The following is a 15,272-nucleotide window of genomic DNA, read 5'->3' as shown; positions in this document are numbered from 1 at the left end:
GCCCTCGCTGAAACGTCTTGATCACTGGACCGTGGATGCGGTCTAGTTCCTCCGCCCGCGCTTGAATGCGCCTGTCCGCCAGCCGATGAGCCCGCCGAACACGCTGCCCGCCGCCAATGACGATGCCCTGGCCGAACAGGCCCGGGGCTGGATCGCGTGGCTGGCCTCGGGTGACATCGGCGAAGGGCGCATGCACGAGTTCGAGCGCTGGCTGGCACAACCGGGGCACCGACGCGCCTTCGAACACGAGCGCGCGCTGTGGCGCAGTGTCGGGCCACGCCCGCAGGTCCGGCCCGCCGAACGCCCGCGGCCGCATCGAATGCGCTGGGCAATGGCCGCTGCAGCCGCGCTGGCGATGCTGGTGGCATGGCCGGAGGCCTGGTTGCGGCTGCAGGCCGACCATCGCAGCACGCACGTCGTGCAGAACGTGCAATTGCCCGATGGCAGCCGCGCAGTGCTGGATGCGGACAGTGCGATTGCCGTGCGCTTCAATGCACATGCACGCGAGATCGAGCTGCTGCGTGGGCGTGCCTGGTTCGAGGTCAGCCCGGATGCGCAGCGACGTTTCAGCGTGCGTGCGGGCAACGGCGTGATCGAGGACATCTCGACCGCGTTCACCGTCGCGCGCGGCGATGACCAGGTTGAAACCCAGGTCGGGCAGGGCAGGGTGCGCGTGGCCAGCCCGGCCGACGGTGGCTGGACCTATCTGCAGGTGGGCCAGCGTGCGGTCTATGGCGAGCACAGCGGCGTGACGCGTCTGCGGGATGTGGCTGCCGACAGCGTCGGCGCGTGGCGGCAGGGCGAGCTGCTGCTGGAGCAGGCCAGCGTCGCCGACGCCGTGCAATGGGTGGGGCGTTACCGCGCCGGCCCGACCTTCGTGCGCGGCGATCTGTCGCGACTACCCGCAGTGAGTGCCGCATTGCGCATCGATCGCCCGGAGCAGGCGCTGGATGCACTGGCCGCAACAGCAGGTCTGCAGGTCACCCGCCTGCCGCTCGGCGTCGCCATCGTTCACCAGTAGATCCACGCCATGCGTGGATGAAGGTCCCAGTGTGCCGACCAACGGTCGGCACCCACCACGATCACCGGCCGGTCGGCACCTGCCGCGACCGCAAATCGCTCTTGGGGTTGCCGCGCGCCCAACCGTCTTACCACGCGAACGTACCCGCCGCCGCCACGTACGTCGCCGTGTCCGCCCGTGTTGCGGATGACGCCGCGCCTGCGGCACCGATTACCTGACAGGTTCCCCATGTTCGACTCCCACCGCCCGGGCCGCGCGCTGCGCCCGTCCCGCCTGTGCATCGCCCTGCTGGCCGCCGGCCTGGCCAGCGCCGCACCGTCCGTGCTGGCACAGAGCGCCACCGGCAACCACGCTGCCGTGCAGCGCTTCGACATTTCAGCGCAGCCGCTGGATGAAGCGCTGCGCAGCTATATGCGCCAGTCCGGCGTGCAGGTCGTGTATCCGGCCACCCTGGCCCAGGGCGTAACCTCGCGTGCGGTCAATGGCAGCCTGCCGGCCAACGAGGCGCTGCAGCAGCTGTTGCAGGGCAGTGGCCTGGCGGTGCGCCGCGTCAGCGCAGATGCAGTCACTCTGGAAGCGGCGACGCTGGTGCAGGCCGACAGCGGTGTGATCGTCACCGACACGCTCAGCGTGGCCGGCGACCGCGTCGACAGTGGCGCGACCAGCGACGAGGCGCGCCTGCTCGACAGCTATCGCAGTGTGGGCTCCACCACCACGCTCAGCCGCACGCACCTGGAACGTTTCCGCGGCACTTCCAACGGCGACATCGTCAAGGGCGTGGCCGGTGTCACCGCCGGTGACCCGCGCGTGGGCAATGGGTTCGACGTCAACATCCGTGGTATCCAGGGCCAGGGCCGCGTGCCGGTGATCATCGATGGCGGCCAGTCCAGCATGGATACCTACCGCGGCTATGCCGGCCAGTCACAGCGCACCTACCTCGACCCGGACCTGATCTCCAGCCTGACCATCACCAAGGGCCCGAGCCTGCAGGCCAACGCCTCCGGTGGCATCGGTGGCGTGGTCGAGATGGAGACGCTGAAGATCGGTGACGTGCTGCGCGAAGGCCGTGACTTCGGCGTACGCGTGCGTGGCGGCCTGGCCAACGCCAGCGCCAACAACCTGCCGTCCTATAGCGCCGCGCCGCGTTCCGACCGCAGCGCCACCGGCAGCCAGTTCTTCAACGTGGCCGCAGCCGGTCACTGGGACCGCTTCGATCTGGTCGCCGCCTATGCTTACCGCGACAACGGCAACTATTTCTCCGGCAAACACGGTTACGACGACTTCCCGCAGACCCGTCGCACGCTGGCACCGCTGAATCCGCCGCGTACCGAAGTGTTCAACACCTCGTCGCGTTCGAAGTCGGCGCTGCTCAAGGGCACCTGGCGCATCGACGATGCGCAGACGCTGGAAGCGGGCTACCGCCGCTACGAAGGCACCGCCGGCGAGATCATGGCCTCGCAGATCATCCGCGTCGACCGCGATCGCATTCCGCAGTGGGACCCGGGCCATGTCGACATGGACAGCTACACCCTGCGCTACCGCTTCAATCCGGACAGCGATCTGGTCGACCTGCGTGTCAACGCCACATACACCGATACCGACAGCGTGATGTACAACAGCCTGACCGGCATCACCCCGTGGTACTTCGACCGCCGCACCGAGTGGTATGACGCGCCCAGCTTCAGCGGCGACCCCGGCTACAAGGATGCCTACCGCAATCCGCTGCGACAGAAGCGCTTCGGCCTGGATGCCAGCAACACCTCGAAGTTCGACACTCGTGCTGGTGCGTTCACCCTCGACTACGGCCTGTCCTACAGCGACGAAGACATCGCGCCGGGCAGTTCGGGGCCGGTCATGCACGACGATCTGGTCAACAACCGCTTCCTGCGCAACGCCGAGCGCAAGGAATACAGTGCCGTGGCCTCGCTGAAGTGGCAGCCCGATGAGCATTGGGAACTGCTGGCCGGCGGACGCTGGAACCGCGTGGATGTGCATGACCGCAACCGCCTGGCCACGCCCGACGCCTATGAGGTACAGGGCCAGTACCGTTACACCGAACTGCTCAATGGCAACCCGGCGCTGCCGTCGTGGCGGGCCAAGCGCATCGCGCTGCTGAACTGGTACCCGGACGCCAACGGCAACTTCACCCAGGAGTCGCTGCTGGCTTCGCCGTACAAGAAGGGCACGGTGGGCGACATCGGTGGCTGGAACTTCTACGACGCCGGCAAGGCGCAGGACCTGGAAGTGCCGGTCAGCTGGACCTGGTCGCAGCCTATCCGCCGTCGTGACACCGCGTTCTCGCCGACCGCCAGCGTGGCCTATCGCTTCAGCGAAGACACCATGGTCTACGTGAAGTACGCCGAAGGCACCAAGCTGCCGAGCCTGTTCGAGACCACGCTGGGCCTGTTCACTGCCGCCAAGCCGGTGGGCGAGCTGAAGCCGGAGCGTGCGCGCAGCTGGGAAATCGGTGCCAGCACCATCCGCTACGACCTGTTCACCGCTGGCGACCGCCTTGCGCTGAAGCTGGCGTACTTCGATACCCGCATCGACGACCTGATCACCCGTGACTACCGCACGCTGTCGGCAGGCCTGATCCGCAACGTCGACCAGTTCAAGGTCTCGGGCATGGAGTTCCAGTCCAGCTATGACAGCGGCAAGGTGTTTGCCGATCTTTCCGCGCACTACTACTTCAAGGCCAAGACCTGCGCGCCGGACATCGCCGCAGAGCGCCGCGCCTATGGTGCACAGCGCAAGAACGATGAACTGGCCAACACGCCGGACTGCGTGGACGGCGGATTCGAGGGGTCGTACACCAATACACAGAATCCGCCGCGCTACATGGTCAATCTGACGCTGGGCTCGCGCCTGTTCGACGAGCGCCTGACCTTCGGCACCCGCGTGGTCCACAACGCCGGCCCGATCAGCAAGCTGGACAAGGACTGGAACGTGGGCCTGTCGGCGATCCAGCAGCTGTACCGGCCAACGACGCTGGTGGACCTGTTTGCCAGCTGGAGCTTCAACGACCAGCTGTCGGTGGAAGCGGGCGTGGACAACCTGACCGACCGCTACTACCTGGATCCGCTCGCTCTGGGCGTGATGCCGGCCCCGGGCCGCACCGCGCGCCTGGCGTTGACCTGGAAGTACTGACCGATCGTGGATGAGCGATGGGGTCGGATCCCTTTCCTGCGGAGAGGGCTCTGACCCCATCGTGCCCCGACCGTCCTCGGTGGGTGCGGACTTTGGCCCGCACCGCTTCCGCCGTGTGATCGCCAGCGCCGGGCCATGCCCGGCGCCTGTTTACAGCCCGGTCGCAGCCTTCACTGCATCTTCGTGCAGCGACTCGTTCAGCTCATCCACCACCGTGCTCCATGCCGCATCGGCCTGCAGCGATTCGGACAGGAACTGGCGCTGGGCATCGTTCCAGTAGGGTGCCTCGACCACTTCAACGTCGGTGGCCAGCTGGTGCTCGCGGATGAAACGGGCGATGGCCTCGGCGCTGGCGTCCAGGCCCAGCTGCAGGAACAGGTTGGTCATGCGCGGTTCGGTGGTGATCATCATCGGTTCCTGCTGGAAGAAGGGATGGTCCATTATCGGCGCACACGGCCTTGGGGAAAGCCCCGCGGCGAACGTCTACAGCACGACGACCCCCTTGGCATCCCCCATGAACGCACACATCGCTCCCGAAGACAGCCGCAGCCTGCGGCTCAAGGCCGCCACCCGCGACAGCCACGGTGCCCTGGACAAGCGCATCATGGCCGGCGACATCTTCGCCGACCGCAGCAATTTCGCCCGTTTCCTGCGCGTGCAGTATCGGTTCCACCGCAGCATCGATGCGCTGTATGCCAACCCTGCGCTGGACGCACTGCTGCCCGATCTCGGTGAGCGCCGCCGCCTGACCCAGATCGCGCGCGACCTGCAGGACCTGGAGCAGACCCTGCCAGGCGCGGACATCGACGCGCTGCCCTCGGACCTGGCGCTGCCGGCCGCCCTTGGCTGGCTGTACGTAGCCGAAGGTTCCAACCTCGGCGGCACCATTCTCTACAAGATGGCCGCCAAGCTCGGGCTGGACCGTGACTTCGGCGCCCGCCACCTGGCCGCGCACCCGGATGGTGCGGCGCGCCACTGGCGTGAGTTCACCGCCGCGCTGGACGCGGTGCCGCTGAGTGCCGAGCAGGAGCAGCAGGTGATCGACGCAGCCGATGCCGCGTTCCGCAGCGTGCACGGCCACGTCGAAGTGGAATTCGCCTGATGCACGGCGCGCGCCCGCAGGCGCAACGCTGATGCGCTGGCTCTGGTTCGCGCTGGGCTGGTTGATGGTCGGCCTCGGGGTGATCGGCGCGTTGCTGCCGGTGATGCCGACCACCATCTTCCTGATCCTGGCCGTGGGTTGCTTCGCACGCAGCTCGCCGAAATTCGAGCAGCGCCTGCTGGCACATCCGCGCTATGGCCCATCGCTGCGGCTGTGGCGCGAGCAGGGCGCGGTGTCGCGCAAGGGCAAGGCCTTTGCCAGCGCCGGCATGGCGGTCGGCTTCGCGATGTTCTGCTGGGGCGCGCAGCCGTCCTGGCGCCTGCTGCTGGGCGTGGGCCTGTTCTTCGCGGTCAGCGCCGGCTACGTGCTCAGTCGACCCGCACCGCGGCTGGAGCCCCATCCGGTCGTGGAAGTGGACGACGCCCATGATCCGCGCGCGGCCCGTCGTCGCGCAGCGACCCCTGATGCTGATGGAAACCGAGACGATGCTGCCTGCTGACCTGGCTCCCGTGGCCGCCCCCGCATTGACCCCGTGGGGCATGTACCTGGCCGCCGACGTGGTGGTGAAAGCCGTGATGATCGCGCTGGCATTGGCGTCGCTGGCCACCTGGACGGTGCTGCTGGCCAAGGGCTGGGAGCTGGCCCGCCAGGCCCGGCAGCTGCGGGCGGCGCGCGCGCTGTTGCTGCAGGCGCCGAGCCTGCCCGGCGAGAGCGCCGATGCCAGTGTGCAGCAGGGCACTGCGCTGGCGATGTTGGATGCGGCCCGCACCGAACTGCGCCTGTCGCAGGATCTGGAAGGGCGCGACGGCATCAAGGAACGCATTGCCTCGCGCCTGGACCGCATCGAACTGGAAGCCGCACGCGTGCAGCGGCGCGGCATCGGCGTGCTCGCCAGCATTGGCGCGGTGGCGCCGTTTGTCGGCCTGTTCGGCACGGTGTGGGGCATCATGAACAGCTTCATCGGTATCGCCCACAGCAACACCACCCACTTGGCGGTGGTCGCACCCGGCATCGCCGAGGCGCTGCTGGCCACCGCGCTCGGCCTGGTCGCCGCGATCCCGGCGGTACTGGTCTACAACCACTTCAGTCGCGTGCTGGCCGGTCTGCGTGGCCTGCTCGGCGATCTGTCGGCGGCCGTGCAGCAGCTGGTCTCGCGCGATCTCGACCGCGCCCTTCCACGCGCTGCAGCGGCGTCGCTGCGTGCGGTGCACTGAGAGGCGGCGATGGCCATCAGGACCGGGTCCGACCGCGACGACACGCCGGAAGAATCGCACGAGATCAACGTCACGCCCTTCATCGATGTGATGCTGGTGCTGTTGATCATCTTCATGGTGGCGGCACCGCTGGCCACCGTGTCGGTACCGGTTCAGCTGCCGGCCAGCAGTGCCAGTGCCACGCCGCCGGAACAGGCGCCGGTGTACGTGACCGTGCAGGCCGATCTGTCGCTGCGTGTCGGCGAGCAGGCGGTAGCACGCGACGGGCTGGCCGCTGCGCTGCAGGTAGCCACCCACGGTGACACCTCGCAACGCCTGTTCCTGCGTGCCGATACCCGCGTGCCTTACGGTGAACTGATGGCAACGCTGGATGCGCTGCGTGCGGCGGGCTACCTGAAGGTGGCACTGGTTGGACTGGAGCAGGGCGCGCGATGAGCGGACTGCGGCGCTGGGCGACCAGCCTGGCGATCGTACTGCTGGTGCATGCGTTGCTGGTCAGCGTGGCCTGCTGGTGGGCGGCGCGCGCACCGGCGGTGGCCGCCGCAGCGCCGCCCGCTGCATTGATGCTGGAGCTGGCGCCGATGGCACAGGCGCCTCCGGTGCCGCCGCGCGAGGTTGCCACTGGGCCGCTGCAACAGCAACAGCAGCGACAGGCGCCGAAACCGGCCCTGCGTGAGCAACCCAAGGCACCGGTGCAGCCGCAGGGTGACCTGCCACCGCCGCGTACGCCGGAGCCGACGCCCTCGCCGGACACCGCCGAGGCCAATGTCGCGCAGACCAGCGCACCGCCGCAGGTGGCGGCCGACGCGGCCGCACGCTACACCGCACCGCAGACCACCGCCGGCGAGCGCAGTCGCGCCGAGGCCACCTGGGAGGGGCGCCTGCTCGGGCATCTGCAGAAGCATCGGCGCTATCCGCGCCAGGCCGAGCGGCTGCGCCAGCAGGGCGTGGTCTACGTGCGTTTTGCCGTGGCCCGGGATGGCGCGGTCTCGGGGCTGACACTGGGCCGCAGCAGTGGCTTCGCGTTGCTCGACCAGGAGACGCTGGACACCGTGCGACGTGCCAGCCCGGTACCGGCGCCGCCGGCCGAGGTAGCCGGCGACCCGGTGGACGTGATGGTGCCGGTGTCCTTCTTCCTGCGCGGGCGGTGATTGACGATGGGGTCGGATCCCTTTCCGCAGGAAAGGGCGCTGACCCCATTCGGCGCCGCCATCCACGCATGGCGTGGATCTACAACAGCGGTACCAGCAGCAGCGCGACGATGTTGATGATCTTGATCAGCGGGTTGATTGCCGGGCCGGCGGTGTCCTTGTACGGGTCACCGACGGTATCACCGGTCACCGCGGCCTTGTGCGCTTCGCTGCCCTTGCCACCGAAGTGGCCGTCCTCGATGTACTTCTTGGCATTGTCCCAGGCGCCGCCGCCGGTGGTCATCGAGATGGCCACGAACAGGCCGGTCACGATCGTGCCGATCAACAGGCCGCCCAGTGCGCGCGGCCCGAGCAGCAGGCCGATCACCACCGGCACCGCCACCGGCAGCAGCGAGGGCACGATCATTTCGCGGATCGCCGAGCGGGTCAGCATGTCCACCGCTTTGTCGTACTGCGGCTTGCCGGTGCCCTGCATGATGCCGGGGATCTCGCGGAACTGGCGGCGTACCTCCTCCACCACCGCACCTGCCGCACGGCCGACCGCTTCCATCGCCATCGCACCGAACAGGTAGGGGATCAGGCCACCGATCAGCAGGCCGATGATCACCGTGTGGTCGCTGAGATCGAAGCGGAACTCCTGGCCGGGATGCGCGGCCTGCAGGTTGTGCGTGTAGTCGGCGAACAGCACCAGTGCGGCCAGCGCCGCCGAGCCGATCGCATAGCCCTTGGTCACCGCCTTGGTGGTGTTGCCCACCGCATCCAGTGGATCGGTGATGTCGCGGATCTCCGAGGGCAGCTCGGCCATCTCGGCGATGCCGCCAGCGTTGTCGGTGATCGGCCCGTAGGCATCGAGGGCGACGATCATGCCGGCCATCGACAGCATCGCGGTGGCGGCGATGGCGATGCCGTACAGGCCGCCCAGCGCGAACGCGCCCCAGATCGCTGCACACACCGCCACCACCGGCAGCGCGGTGGACTTCATCGAGATGCCGAGGCCGGCGATGATGTTGGTGCCGTGGCCGGTGGTCGACGCCTGCGCCACGTGCTGCACCGGCTTGTACTGGGTGCTGGTGTAGTACTCGGTGATCCACACGATCAGGCCGGTCAGGACCAGGCCGATCAGCGCGCATCCATACAGCGCGATGGGACCATGCACGTTGTCGGCCATCAGCCCGGTGGTGATCGGGTAGAACGCGATGGCGGCCAGCACGCCGGAGACGATCACGCCCTTGTACAACGCGCCCATGATCGAGCCGCCAGGCTTCACCTTGACGAACAGCGCACCGATGATCGAGGCGATGATCGACACACCGCCCAGCACCAGCGGATACAGCACGGCATTGGCGCCTGCCTCGGCCAGCATCAGGCTGCCCAGTAGCATGGTGGCGATCACGGTGACCGCATAGGTCTCGAACAGATCGGCGGCCATGCCGGCACAGTCGCCGACGTTGTCGCCGACGTTGTCGGCGATCACCGCCGGGTTGCGCGGGTCATCCTCGGGAATGCCGGCTTCCACCTTGCCGACCAGATCGGCGCCGACGTCGGCGCCCTTGGTGAAGATGCCACCGCCCAGACGCGCGAAGATCGAGATCAGCGACGAACCGAACGCCAGACCGACCAGCGCGTGCAGCGCCTGTTCCATCGGCAGGCCCATCCGCAGCAGCAGTGCGTAATAGCCGGCCACACCCAGCAGGCCCAGGCCGACCACCAGCATGCCGGTGATCGCACCGCCGCGGAAGGCGACGTCCATCGCCGCACTGATGCCATGGCGTGCGGCCTCGGCGGTGCGCACGTTGGCGCGTACCGACACGTTCATGCCGATGTAGCCGGCCGCGCCGGACAGCACCGCGCCGACCGCGAAGCCGATCGCGGTGTACCAGCTGAGGAACACACCGACCAGCACGAACAGCACCACGCCGGCCACGCCGATGGTCAGGTACTGGCGGTTGAGGTAGGCACGCGCGCCTTCCTGGATCGCGGTGGCGATCGCGATCATGCGTTCATTGCCGGTGGGTTGGCGCAGGATCCAGCGCGCCGAGACGATTCCGAACAGGATCGCGAGAATGGCGCAGCCCAGCGCCAATGAAAGCCCGTGACGTTCCAGCATTAGATCCCTCCGCAGAATGGATGTAGGCATCCAGTGGCGATGAACGGCACCACGAGGGGGACGACGGGCTGCAGCCTGGAACCAACCCGTACCGACCTTGGTGGTCGTCCGACGTATGGCGGTGTTCAGCATTCCCTGGTACCCGCAGTATGCGTTCGGCGCACTGTAGAGTCGAGCCGTGCTCGACTGGCTGCTGCGAGCTGCGGCGCATGCCGCCAGTCCATGGGCGTGATTCGAGAACCGCAGGCCTTTGCACCCCGTTAAGCCAGCCTCTGCAAGCCTGCGCACAGTCCCGTAGGAGATTCCCCATGCGCCTGTCCCTGTTGATGCTTGCCGCCCTGGTCCCGGCCGTACCGGCACTTGCCGCGGAAACCCCGGAGCTGCAGCGCGCCGTGGGCGCTCCCCAGGCAGTGGGCGCAGTGCACACCCTGCGGCAGATCCCCGAGGCCTGCGCGCGCCTGGAAGGTGCCTTCACCGGCCAGGCGGCCGAGCCGTATCGCTTTGCGCCGGTGCGGACCAGCGAGCAGTGCCAGCCGCGCGCGCGCTTCGTCGACTACACCAAGGCACAGCCAAGTGCCGACAAGGGCTGGAAGCTCAATGATGTGATCCGCGTGCCCAGCGCAGCATGCCCGGCACAGCAGGCGGTGGTGCGCGTGTGGCGACTGCCGTCGAGCAACAAGGTCGAGCTGGACGGTCAAGGCCAGTCGCGCATCTATCTGGAAGAGGCCAAGAAGCAGGCCGCGGCCGGCCAGATTCCGCAGGTGACCATGTTCGCCGCGCAGCTGCAGATGGAAGGCAAGGCCTGTAATTGATACAGATGGGTGCCGACCGTTGGTCGGCACCGATGCCGCATCCACGCATGGCGTGGATCTACTGCGGCGCGCCATCATTCTCCGGCCGGCTTCGCCCCCCGCGCTACCAGCAACTCGCGCAATGCCTTGCGATGGCAATGCGCTTCGTCCTCGCAGTAGCACCCTACGCTGATGTCGCTGTGCCGTGACATCGCGGCCAGCAGGTCCAGCGCGTGGGCCGCATCCGGCGCCTTCATCTCCGCCTTGTAATCGCGGAAGAAGGCAGTCCAGTCGGCGGCGGTCTTCGCTTCATGCGCCCGCTTCACCAGCTCCGCGCTCGGTGACAGGGGCGGAAACCAGACGTCGTACCAGTCCTGCCGGGCGAACTCGCTGCGCGGCACGCCGCGCGGTGGGCGCCTGACGGTGCCGATGCGCAGGCCCTCGCCGGGCGCACGCGGTGTACCCAATCGAACAACACGCAGTGCCATGGTGTTCCTCCGCCCCCTTTTTCGGGTCAGCCCTCGAACGGCGGCAGCTTCTGCTTCACCGCCACGTTCTTCAGCGTGACGTACTTCGGCAGGCCGTCGGCGCCGTAGGGCAGCGGGGCTTCGCCCTTGATCAGCGGCGACAGGTAGGCGCGCGCCTTGGCGGTGATACCGAAGCCGTCGCGGCGGATGAAGCCGGCGGGCATCTTCTTTTCATGGTTGGCGATCTTCGACAGCGGCGCCGCTTCGATCTTCCAGCGGTACGGTGCGTCGCTGCTGCGCACGATCACCGGCATCACCCCGTTCTGGCCCTTCAGCGCCAGCTGCACCGCGGCCTTGCCGACCGCCTGCGCCTGCTCCCAGTCGGTCCTGCTGGCCAGGTGGCGGGCCGAGCGCTGCAGGTAATCGGGCAGCGCCCAATGGACCTTCAGGCCCAGCTGGTCCTTGACCCGGCCAGCCAGGTGCGCGGCCACGCCGCCCAGCTGCGAGTGCCCGAACGAGTCCTTGCCGCCACCGGCATCGGCGACGAAGCGGCCATCGGCGGTGGCGATGCCTTCCGACGCCACCACCACGCAGTAGCCGACGCGGTCGACCACGGCCTTGACCTTGGCCAGGAACGCCGTCTCGTCATAGGCGCGTTCGGGCAGCAGGATGATGTGCGGCGCTTCGTCATCGCCGTTGCCGGCAAGGCCCGCGGCCGCAGCCAGCCAGCCCGCGTGGCGGCCCATGGCCTCGTAGATGAAAACGCGGGTGGAGGTCTCGGCCATCGCCGCCACGTCCAGCGCCGCTTCGCGCACCGAGACGGCGGTGTACTTGGCCGCCGAGCCGAAGCCGGGGCAGGTGTCGGTCACTGCCAGGTCGTTGTCGATGGTCTTGGGCACGCCGATGCAGGTCAGGTCGTAGCCGGAGGCCTTGGCCAGCTGCGAGACCTTCAGTGCGGTATCGGCCGAGTCGTTGCCGCCGTTGTAGAGGAACCAGCGCACGTCGTGCGCGCGCAGCACCTCCAGCAGGCGGTCGTAGCGGGCGCGGTCGGCGTCCAGCGATTTCAGCTTCACCCGGCACGAGCCGAAGGCGCCACCCGGGGTATGGGCCAGGGCGCGGATCGCGGCGGCGCTCTCCTTGCTGGTGTCGATCAGCTCCTCGCGCAGCGCGCCGAGGATGCCGTTGCGGGCGGCAAGGACCTTGATGCCCTTGGCCCGGGCCTGCTCGATCACCGCTGCCGCCGTGGCATTGATGACCGCGGTGACGCCGCCGGACTGGGCGTAGAGGAGAGTACCGTTGCGCATGCTTCTACCTGCTCGGGGGAGGGGACATTGCAGGGACATTACCCGGATGCGGTAAAGTGGCGCTATTGCGGTGCAGCGATACCGGCCCGTCCGGGACGCGAACCTTCTTTGTTTTCAACACGTTGGAGTCAGGTCAATGCGATTGGTTCTGTTGGGACCGCCCGGTTCGGGCAAGGGGACACAGGCGACGCGCCTGAAGGAAAAGCTGGGGATCGCCCACATTTCGACCGGTGACATGCTGCGCGCGGAAATCGCCGCCGGCACGGAGCTGGGCAAGCAGGCCAAGACGGTGATGGATGCCGGCAATCTGGTGTCGGACGACATCCTGCTGGGCATGCTGGAGTCGCGCCTGACCCAGGCCGATGTCGCCAAGGGCTTCATCCTCGATGGTTACCCGCGCAATGTGGCCCAGGCCAATGCGATGGACGGCCTGCTGGCCAAGATCGGCCAGCCGCTGGATGCCGTGGTGCAGCTGGACGTGGCCACCGAGCTGCTGGTCGAGCGCATCGCCGGTCGCGCCAAGGAGCAGGGCCGCGCCGATGACACGCCGGAAGCGGTGCGCCAGCGCCTGCAGGTCTACAACGACCAGACTGCCCCCGTGGTGGACTTCTACGCCGGCCGTGGCACCCTGGCCCGCGTCGATGGCGTCGGCGAGCTGGACGAGATCGAAGCCCGCATCCTGGCGGCGATCAAGGGTTGATCCTGCAGGGCCGGTGCACTGCCGGCCCTTCGGGCGCAAAAAACACAGGCCTGGTCCGCGAGGACCAGGCCTGTGTCGTTTGATAGGCGCCAGCAGAGGGCTTGCTCAGGGCCCCGCAGCATGAGCTCCCTTGGGGATGGCCTCTTGGGGAGTAGGACCGGTTCGGGTACTGCGGCTGGCAGTTCGAATTGTGTCCGGGTTCACAGAACATCGCTATCGGGATTTCCCTGACAGAAGATTGGAGTTTTCTCACATCCTGTGTAGGACTTGTCTTACCCCGGATCGGACATTGGCCCTATACAGCCGTCATCGGTCACAATCCTCGGTCATGAGCAGCGTACATATCCTTGCAATCGCCGGCACCTTCATGGGCGGCGTGGCCGCCCTGGCGCGGGAACTGGGCCATACGGTCAGTGGCAGCGACCAGGCCATCTATCCGCCGATGTCGACCCAGCTCGAGCAGCTGGGTATCACCCTGGACCAGGGCTACCGCGCCGACAGCGTGCCACAGGGCACCGACGAGGTGGTGATCGGCAACGCACTCTCGCGCGGCAATGCCGCCGTTGAGGCCGTGCTCGACGCCGGCCAGCGCTACATTTCCGGTGCCCAGTGGCTGTCCGAACAGGTGCTGCCGGGCCGCGACACGCTGGCCGTGGCCGGTACCCATGGCAAGACCACCACTACCACCATCCTCACCTGGCTGCTGGAAAGCGCCGGTCGTTCTCCCGGTTTCCTGATCGGCGGCGTCGCCGAGGATTTCGGCGTCTCCGCCCGCCTGGGCCAGGGCCGCGAGTTCGTGGTCGAGGCCGACGAGTACGACACCGCCTTCTTCGACAAGCGCAGCAAGTTCGTGCACTACCGGCCGCTGGTGGCCATCCTCAACAACCTTGAATACGATCACGCCGACATCTTCCCGGACGTGGCCGCGATCCAGCGCCAGTTCCACCACCTGGTGCGCACGGTGCCGGCGCGTGGCCGACTGATCGTCAATGGCGAGGATCAGCATCTGGCCGAAGTGCTGGCGATGGGCTGCTGGACCCCGGTCGAGCGCTTCGGCTTCGATCCATCGCTGGAGTGGCATGCGGAACTGCTGGCTGCCGATGGCAGCGCGTTCCGCGTGCACCACCGCGGGCAGGCACTGGGTGATGTGCAGTGGTCGTTGCTGGGCCGCCACAACGTCCTCAACGGCCTGGCGGCGCTGGCAGCCGCACATGCGGTGGGTGTTGCGCCGGCCGAGGTGATCCCGGCGCTGGCGCGCTTCCGCAGCGTCAAGCGGCGCATGGAAGTGATCGGCAGCCACGAGGGCATCACCGTCTACGACGATTTCGCCCACCACCCGACCGCAATCGCCACCACGCTGGAAGGGCTGCGCGCCAAGGTGGGCGATGCGCGCATCGTGGTCGCGATGGAGCCGCGCAGCAATTCGATGCGGCTGGGCGCACACGCGCAGGCGCTGGCACCCTCGCTGGCGCTGGCCGATGAAGTGGTGTTCCTGCATCGCCCGGAACTGGCCTGGGATGCTGCTGCGGTGATCGCCGCAGTGCGTGGCGAAGCGCACGCGGTGCCCGATACCGACGCGCTGCTGGCGCAATTGCAGGCCAGCGCGCGCAGGGGTGACCACGTGGTGTTCATGTCCAACGGTGGCTTCGACGGCGCACCGCGCCGCTTCCTTGCCGCGCTGCAGGCCCGATGAGCGTCGACGGTTCGCTGCCGCTGTTTCCGCTGCACACCACGCTGGTGCCAGGTGCGGCGGTGGGCCTGCGCGTGTTCGAACGGCGCTACCTGGATCTGGTGCGCGACAGCGGCCGCAGTGGTGAGGGCTTTGGTGTCTGCCTGATCCTCGACGGCCAGGAAGTGGGAGCCCCGGCAACGCCGGCCGCGTATGGCGTGCAGGTACGCATCGAAGACTTCGATGTCGGCGCCGACGGCGTGCTGCAGTTGCGTCTGCGCGGTACCCGCCGTTTCCATGTCGAGCGCACCCGCGTGCGCGACAACGGGCTGGTGGTGGCCGATGTGCGCTGGTGCGAGGAAGACCCCGACGACGAACTGCGGCCGCAGCATGCGCTGCTGGCCACGGTGCTGGGGCACATCATCGAACAGGCGGGTGAAGCCTATGCACCGGCCAACCCGGCGTTGCTGGACCAGGCCAGCTGGGTCGGCTGGCGGCTGGCCGAGCTGTTGCCGCTGAGCGAGCAGCAGCGGTTGCAGCTGCTGCAGATGGACGACCCGCACCAGCGACTGCAGCAGTTGCTGGGCTGGATGCCGTAG

General features: G+C 67.9%; 15 protein-coding genes. 11 read left to right on the top strand and 4 right to left on the bottom strand.

Going from position 1 to position 15,272, the window contains the following annotated elements:
• Positions 1-85: 85 nt before the first annotated feature.
• Both ARC63_RS07655 and ARC63_RS07650 read left to right on the top strand, forming a co-directional pair.
• Positions 86-1,021 carry a FecR family protein gene (locus tag ARC63_RS07655; RefSeq protein WP_057502945.1) on the top strand — a complete coding sequence of 312 codons (936 nt, stop codon included), beginning with the start codon at positions 86-88 and terminating at the stop codon, positions 1,019-1,021.
• 228 nt (positions 1,022-1,249) lie between these two features.
• A complete protein-coding gene (locus tag ARC63_RS07650; protein WP_057502944.1) occupies positions 1,250-4,168 on the top strand; it encodes a TonB-dependent receptor in 2,919 nt (972 codons plus the stop codon).
• A gap of 150 nt (positions 4,169-4,318) precedes the next feature.
• Here ARC63_RS07650 and ARC63_RS07645 read toward each other — a convergent pair whose 3' ends face one another.
• The gene (locus tag ARC63_RS07645) at positions 4,319-4,576 is read right to left on the bottom strand and encodes a DUF2789 domain-containing protein (RefSeq protein WP_057502949.1); all 258 of its coding nucleotides are present in this window, start codon (positions 4,574-4,576) and stop codon (positions 4,319-4,321) included.
• Between the two features lie 106 nt (positions 4,577-4,682).
• On the opposite strand from ARC63_RS07645, the gene ARC63_RS07640 reads away from it, so the two are divergent.
• Genes ARC63_RS07640 through ARC63_RS07620 form a run of 5 tightly spaced genes read left to right on the top strand, consistent with a single transcriptional unit; the run spans position 4,683 to position 7,635 of the window.
• Positions 4,683-5,270 (top strand): biliverdin-producing heme oxygenase, encoded by a 588-nt coding sequence (locus tag ARC63_RS07640; RefSeq protein WP_057502943.1) that lies wholly within the window; start codon positions 4,683-4,685, stop codon positions 5,268-5,270.
• Between the two features lie 31 nt (positions 5,271-5,301).
• On the top strand, positions 5,302-5,769 hold the full coding sequence (locus ARC63_RS07635) for a YbaN family protein (protein WP_057502942.1): 468 nt from the start codon (positions 5,302-5,304) through the stop codon (positions 5,767-5,769).
• On the top strand, positions 5,756-6,484 hold the full coding sequence (gene exbB, locus ARC63_RS07630; protein WP_057502941.1) for a tonB-system energizer ExbB: 729 nt from the start codon (positions 5,756-5,758) through the stop codon (positions 6,482-6,484). Before ARC63_RS07635 ends, exbB begins: the two co-directional genes overlap by 14 nt.
• Before the next feature lie 9 nt (positions 6,485-6,493).
• Positions 6,494-6,919 (top strand): TonB system transport protein ExbD, encoded by a 426-nt coding sequence (gene exbD, locus ARC63_RS07625; protein ID WP_057502940.1) that lies wholly within the window; start codon positions 6,494-6,496, stop codon positions 6,917-6,919.
• Positions 6,916-7,635: an energy transducer TonB gene (locus ARC63_RS07620; RefSeq protein ID WP_057502939.1), complete on the top strand. Its 720-nt coding sequence runs from the start codon at positions 6,916-6,918 to the stop codon at positions 7,633-7,635. The genes exbD and ARC63_RS07620 overlap by 4 nt, the downstream gene beginning before the upstream one ends.
• Before the next feature lie 79 nt (positions 7,636-7,714).
• Here ARC63_RS07620 and ARC63_RS07615 read toward each other — a convergent pair whose 3' ends face one another.
• Positions 7,715-9,742 (bottom strand): sodium-translocating pyrophosphatase, encoded by a 2,028-nt coding sequence (locus ARC63_RS07615; protein WP_057502938.1) that lies wholly within the window; start codon positions 9,740-9,742, stop codon positions 7,715-7,717.
• Between the two features lie 308 nt (positions 9,743-10,050).
• Here ARC63_RS07615 and ARC63_RS07610 point away from each other — a divergent pair, with 308 nt between their 5' ends.
• Positions 10,051-10,554 carry a hypothetical protein gene (locus tag ARC63_RS07610; RefSeq protein WP_057502937.1) on the top strand — a complete coding sequence of 168 codons (504 nt, stop codon included), beginning with the start codon at positions 10,051-10,053 and terminating at the stop codon, positions 10,552-10,554.
• A gap of 74 nt (positions 10,555-10,628) precedes the next feature.
• On the opposite strand, the gene ARC63_RS07605 is transcribed toward ARC63_RS07610, so the two are convergent.
• Positions 10,629-11,021: a DUF488 domain-containing protein gene (locus ARC63_RS07605; RefSeq protein ID WP_057502936.1), complete on the bottom strand. Its 393-nt coding sequence runs from the start codon at positions 11,019-11,021 to the stop codon at positions 10,629-10,631.
• A 26-nt stretch (positions 11,022-11,047) separates the two neighbouring features.
• A complete protein-coding gene (locus tag ARC63_RS07600) occupies positions 11,048-12,304 on the bottom strand; it encodes a 6-phosphofructokinase (RefSeq protein WP_057502935.1) in 1,257 nt (418 codons plus the stop codon).
• Between the two features lie 136 nt (positions 12,305-12,440).
• Here ARC63_RS07600 and ARC63_RS07595 point away from each other — a divergent pair, with 136 nt between their 5' ends.
• The 3 genes from ARC63_RS07595 to ARC63_RS07585 all read left to right on the top strand — a co-directional run bounded on the left by ARC63_RS07595 (position 12,441) and on the right by ARC63_RS07585 (position 15,272).
• The gene (locus tag ARC63_RS07595; RefSeq protein WP_032128385.1) at positions 12,441-13,004 is read left to right on the top strand and encodes an adenylate kinase; all 564 of its coding nucleotides are present in this window, start codon (positions 12,441-12,443) and stop codon (positions 13,002-13,004) included.
• A gap of 328 nt (positions 13,005-13,332) precedes the next feature.
• Complete coding sequence (gene mpl, locus ARC63_RS07590) at positions 13,333-14,697, top strand: UDP-N-acetylmuramate:L-alanyl-gamma-D-glutamyl-meso-diaminopimelate ligase (protein WP_057502934.1); 1,365 nt, start codon at positions 13,333-13,335, stop codon at positions 14,695-14,697.
• The gene (locus tag ARC63_RS07585; protein ID WP_019338782.1) at positions 14,694-15,272 is read left to right on the top strand and encodes an LON peptidase substrate-binding domain-containing protein; all 579 of its coding nucleotides are present in this window, start codon (positions 14,694-14,696) and stop codon (positions 15,270-15,272) included. The genes mpl and ARC63_RS07585 overlap by 4 nt, the downstream gene beginning before the upstream one ends.

It is taken from the genome of Stenotrophomonas geniculata ATCC 19374 = JCM 13324, assembly GCF_001431625.1.
GTDB classification, from domain to species: Bacteria; Pseudomonadota; Gammaproteobacteria; order Xanthomonadales; family Xanthomonadaceae; genus Stenotrophomonas; species Stenotrophomonas geniculata.
The sequence above is the reverse complement of the archived record's forward strand: the minus strand, read 5'-3'. Positions and strand labels throughout refer to the sequence as shown.

Coding starts and splice junctions, on each gene's coding strand:
- ARC63_RS07655 (WP_057502945.1), top strand. CDS start 86: ATGAGCCCGCCGAACACGCTGCCCGCCGCCAATGACGATGCCCTGGCC.
- ARC63_RS07650 (WP_057502944.1), top strand. CDS start 1,250: ATGTTCGACTCCCACCGCCCGGGCCGCGCGCTGCGCCCGTCCCGCCTG.
- ARC63_RS07645 (WP_057502949.1), bottom strand. CDS start 4,576: ATGATCACCACCGAACCGCGCATGACCAACCTGTTCCTGCAGCTGGGC.
- ARC63_RS07640 (WP_057502943.1), top strand. CDS start 4,683: ATGAACGCACACATCGCTCCCGAAGACAGCCGCAGCCTGCGGCTCAAG.
- ARC63_RS07635 (WP_057502942.1), top strand. CDS start 5,302: ATGCGCTGGCTCTGGTTCGCGCTGGGCTGGTTGATGGTCGGCCTCGGG.
- exbB (WP_057502941.1), top strand. CDS start 5,756: ATGCTGCCTGCTGACCTGGCTCCCGTGGCCGCCCCCGCATTGACCCCG.
- exbD (WP_057502940.1), top strand. CDS start 6,494: ATGGCCATCAGGACCGGGTCCGACCGCGACGACACGCCGGAAGAATCG.
- ARC63_RS07620 (WP_057502939.1), top strand. CDS start 6,916: ATGAGCGGACTGCGGCGCTGGGCGACCAGCCTGGCGATCGTACTGCTG.
- ARC63_RS07615 (WP_057502938.1), bottom strand. CDS start 9,742: ATGCTGGAACGTCACGGGCTTTCATTGGCGCTGGGCTGCGCCATTCTC.
- ARC63_RS07610 (WP_057502937.1), top strand. CDS start 10,051: ATGCGCCTGTCCCTGTTGATGCTTGCCGCCCTGGTCCCGGCCGTACCG.
- ARC63_RS07605 (WP_057502936.1), bottom strand. CDS start 11,021: ATGGCACTGCGTGTTGTTCGATTGGGTACACCGCGTGCGCCCGGCGAG.
- ARC63_RS07600 (WP_057502935.1), bottom strand. CDS start 12,304: ATGCGCAACGGTACTCTCCTCTACGCCCAGTCCGGCGGCGTCACCGCG.
- ARC63_RS07595 (WP_032128385.1), top strand. CDS start 12,441: ATGCGATTGGTTCTGTTGGGACCGCCCGGTTCGGGCAAGGGGACACAG.
- mpl (WP_057502934.1), top strand. CDS start 13,333: ATGAGCAGCGTACATATCCTTGCAATCGCCGGCACCTTCATGGGCGGC.
- ARC63_RS07585 (WP_019338782.1), top strand. CDS start 14,694: ATGAGCGTCGACGGTTCGCTGCCGCTGTTTCCGCTGCACACCACGCTG.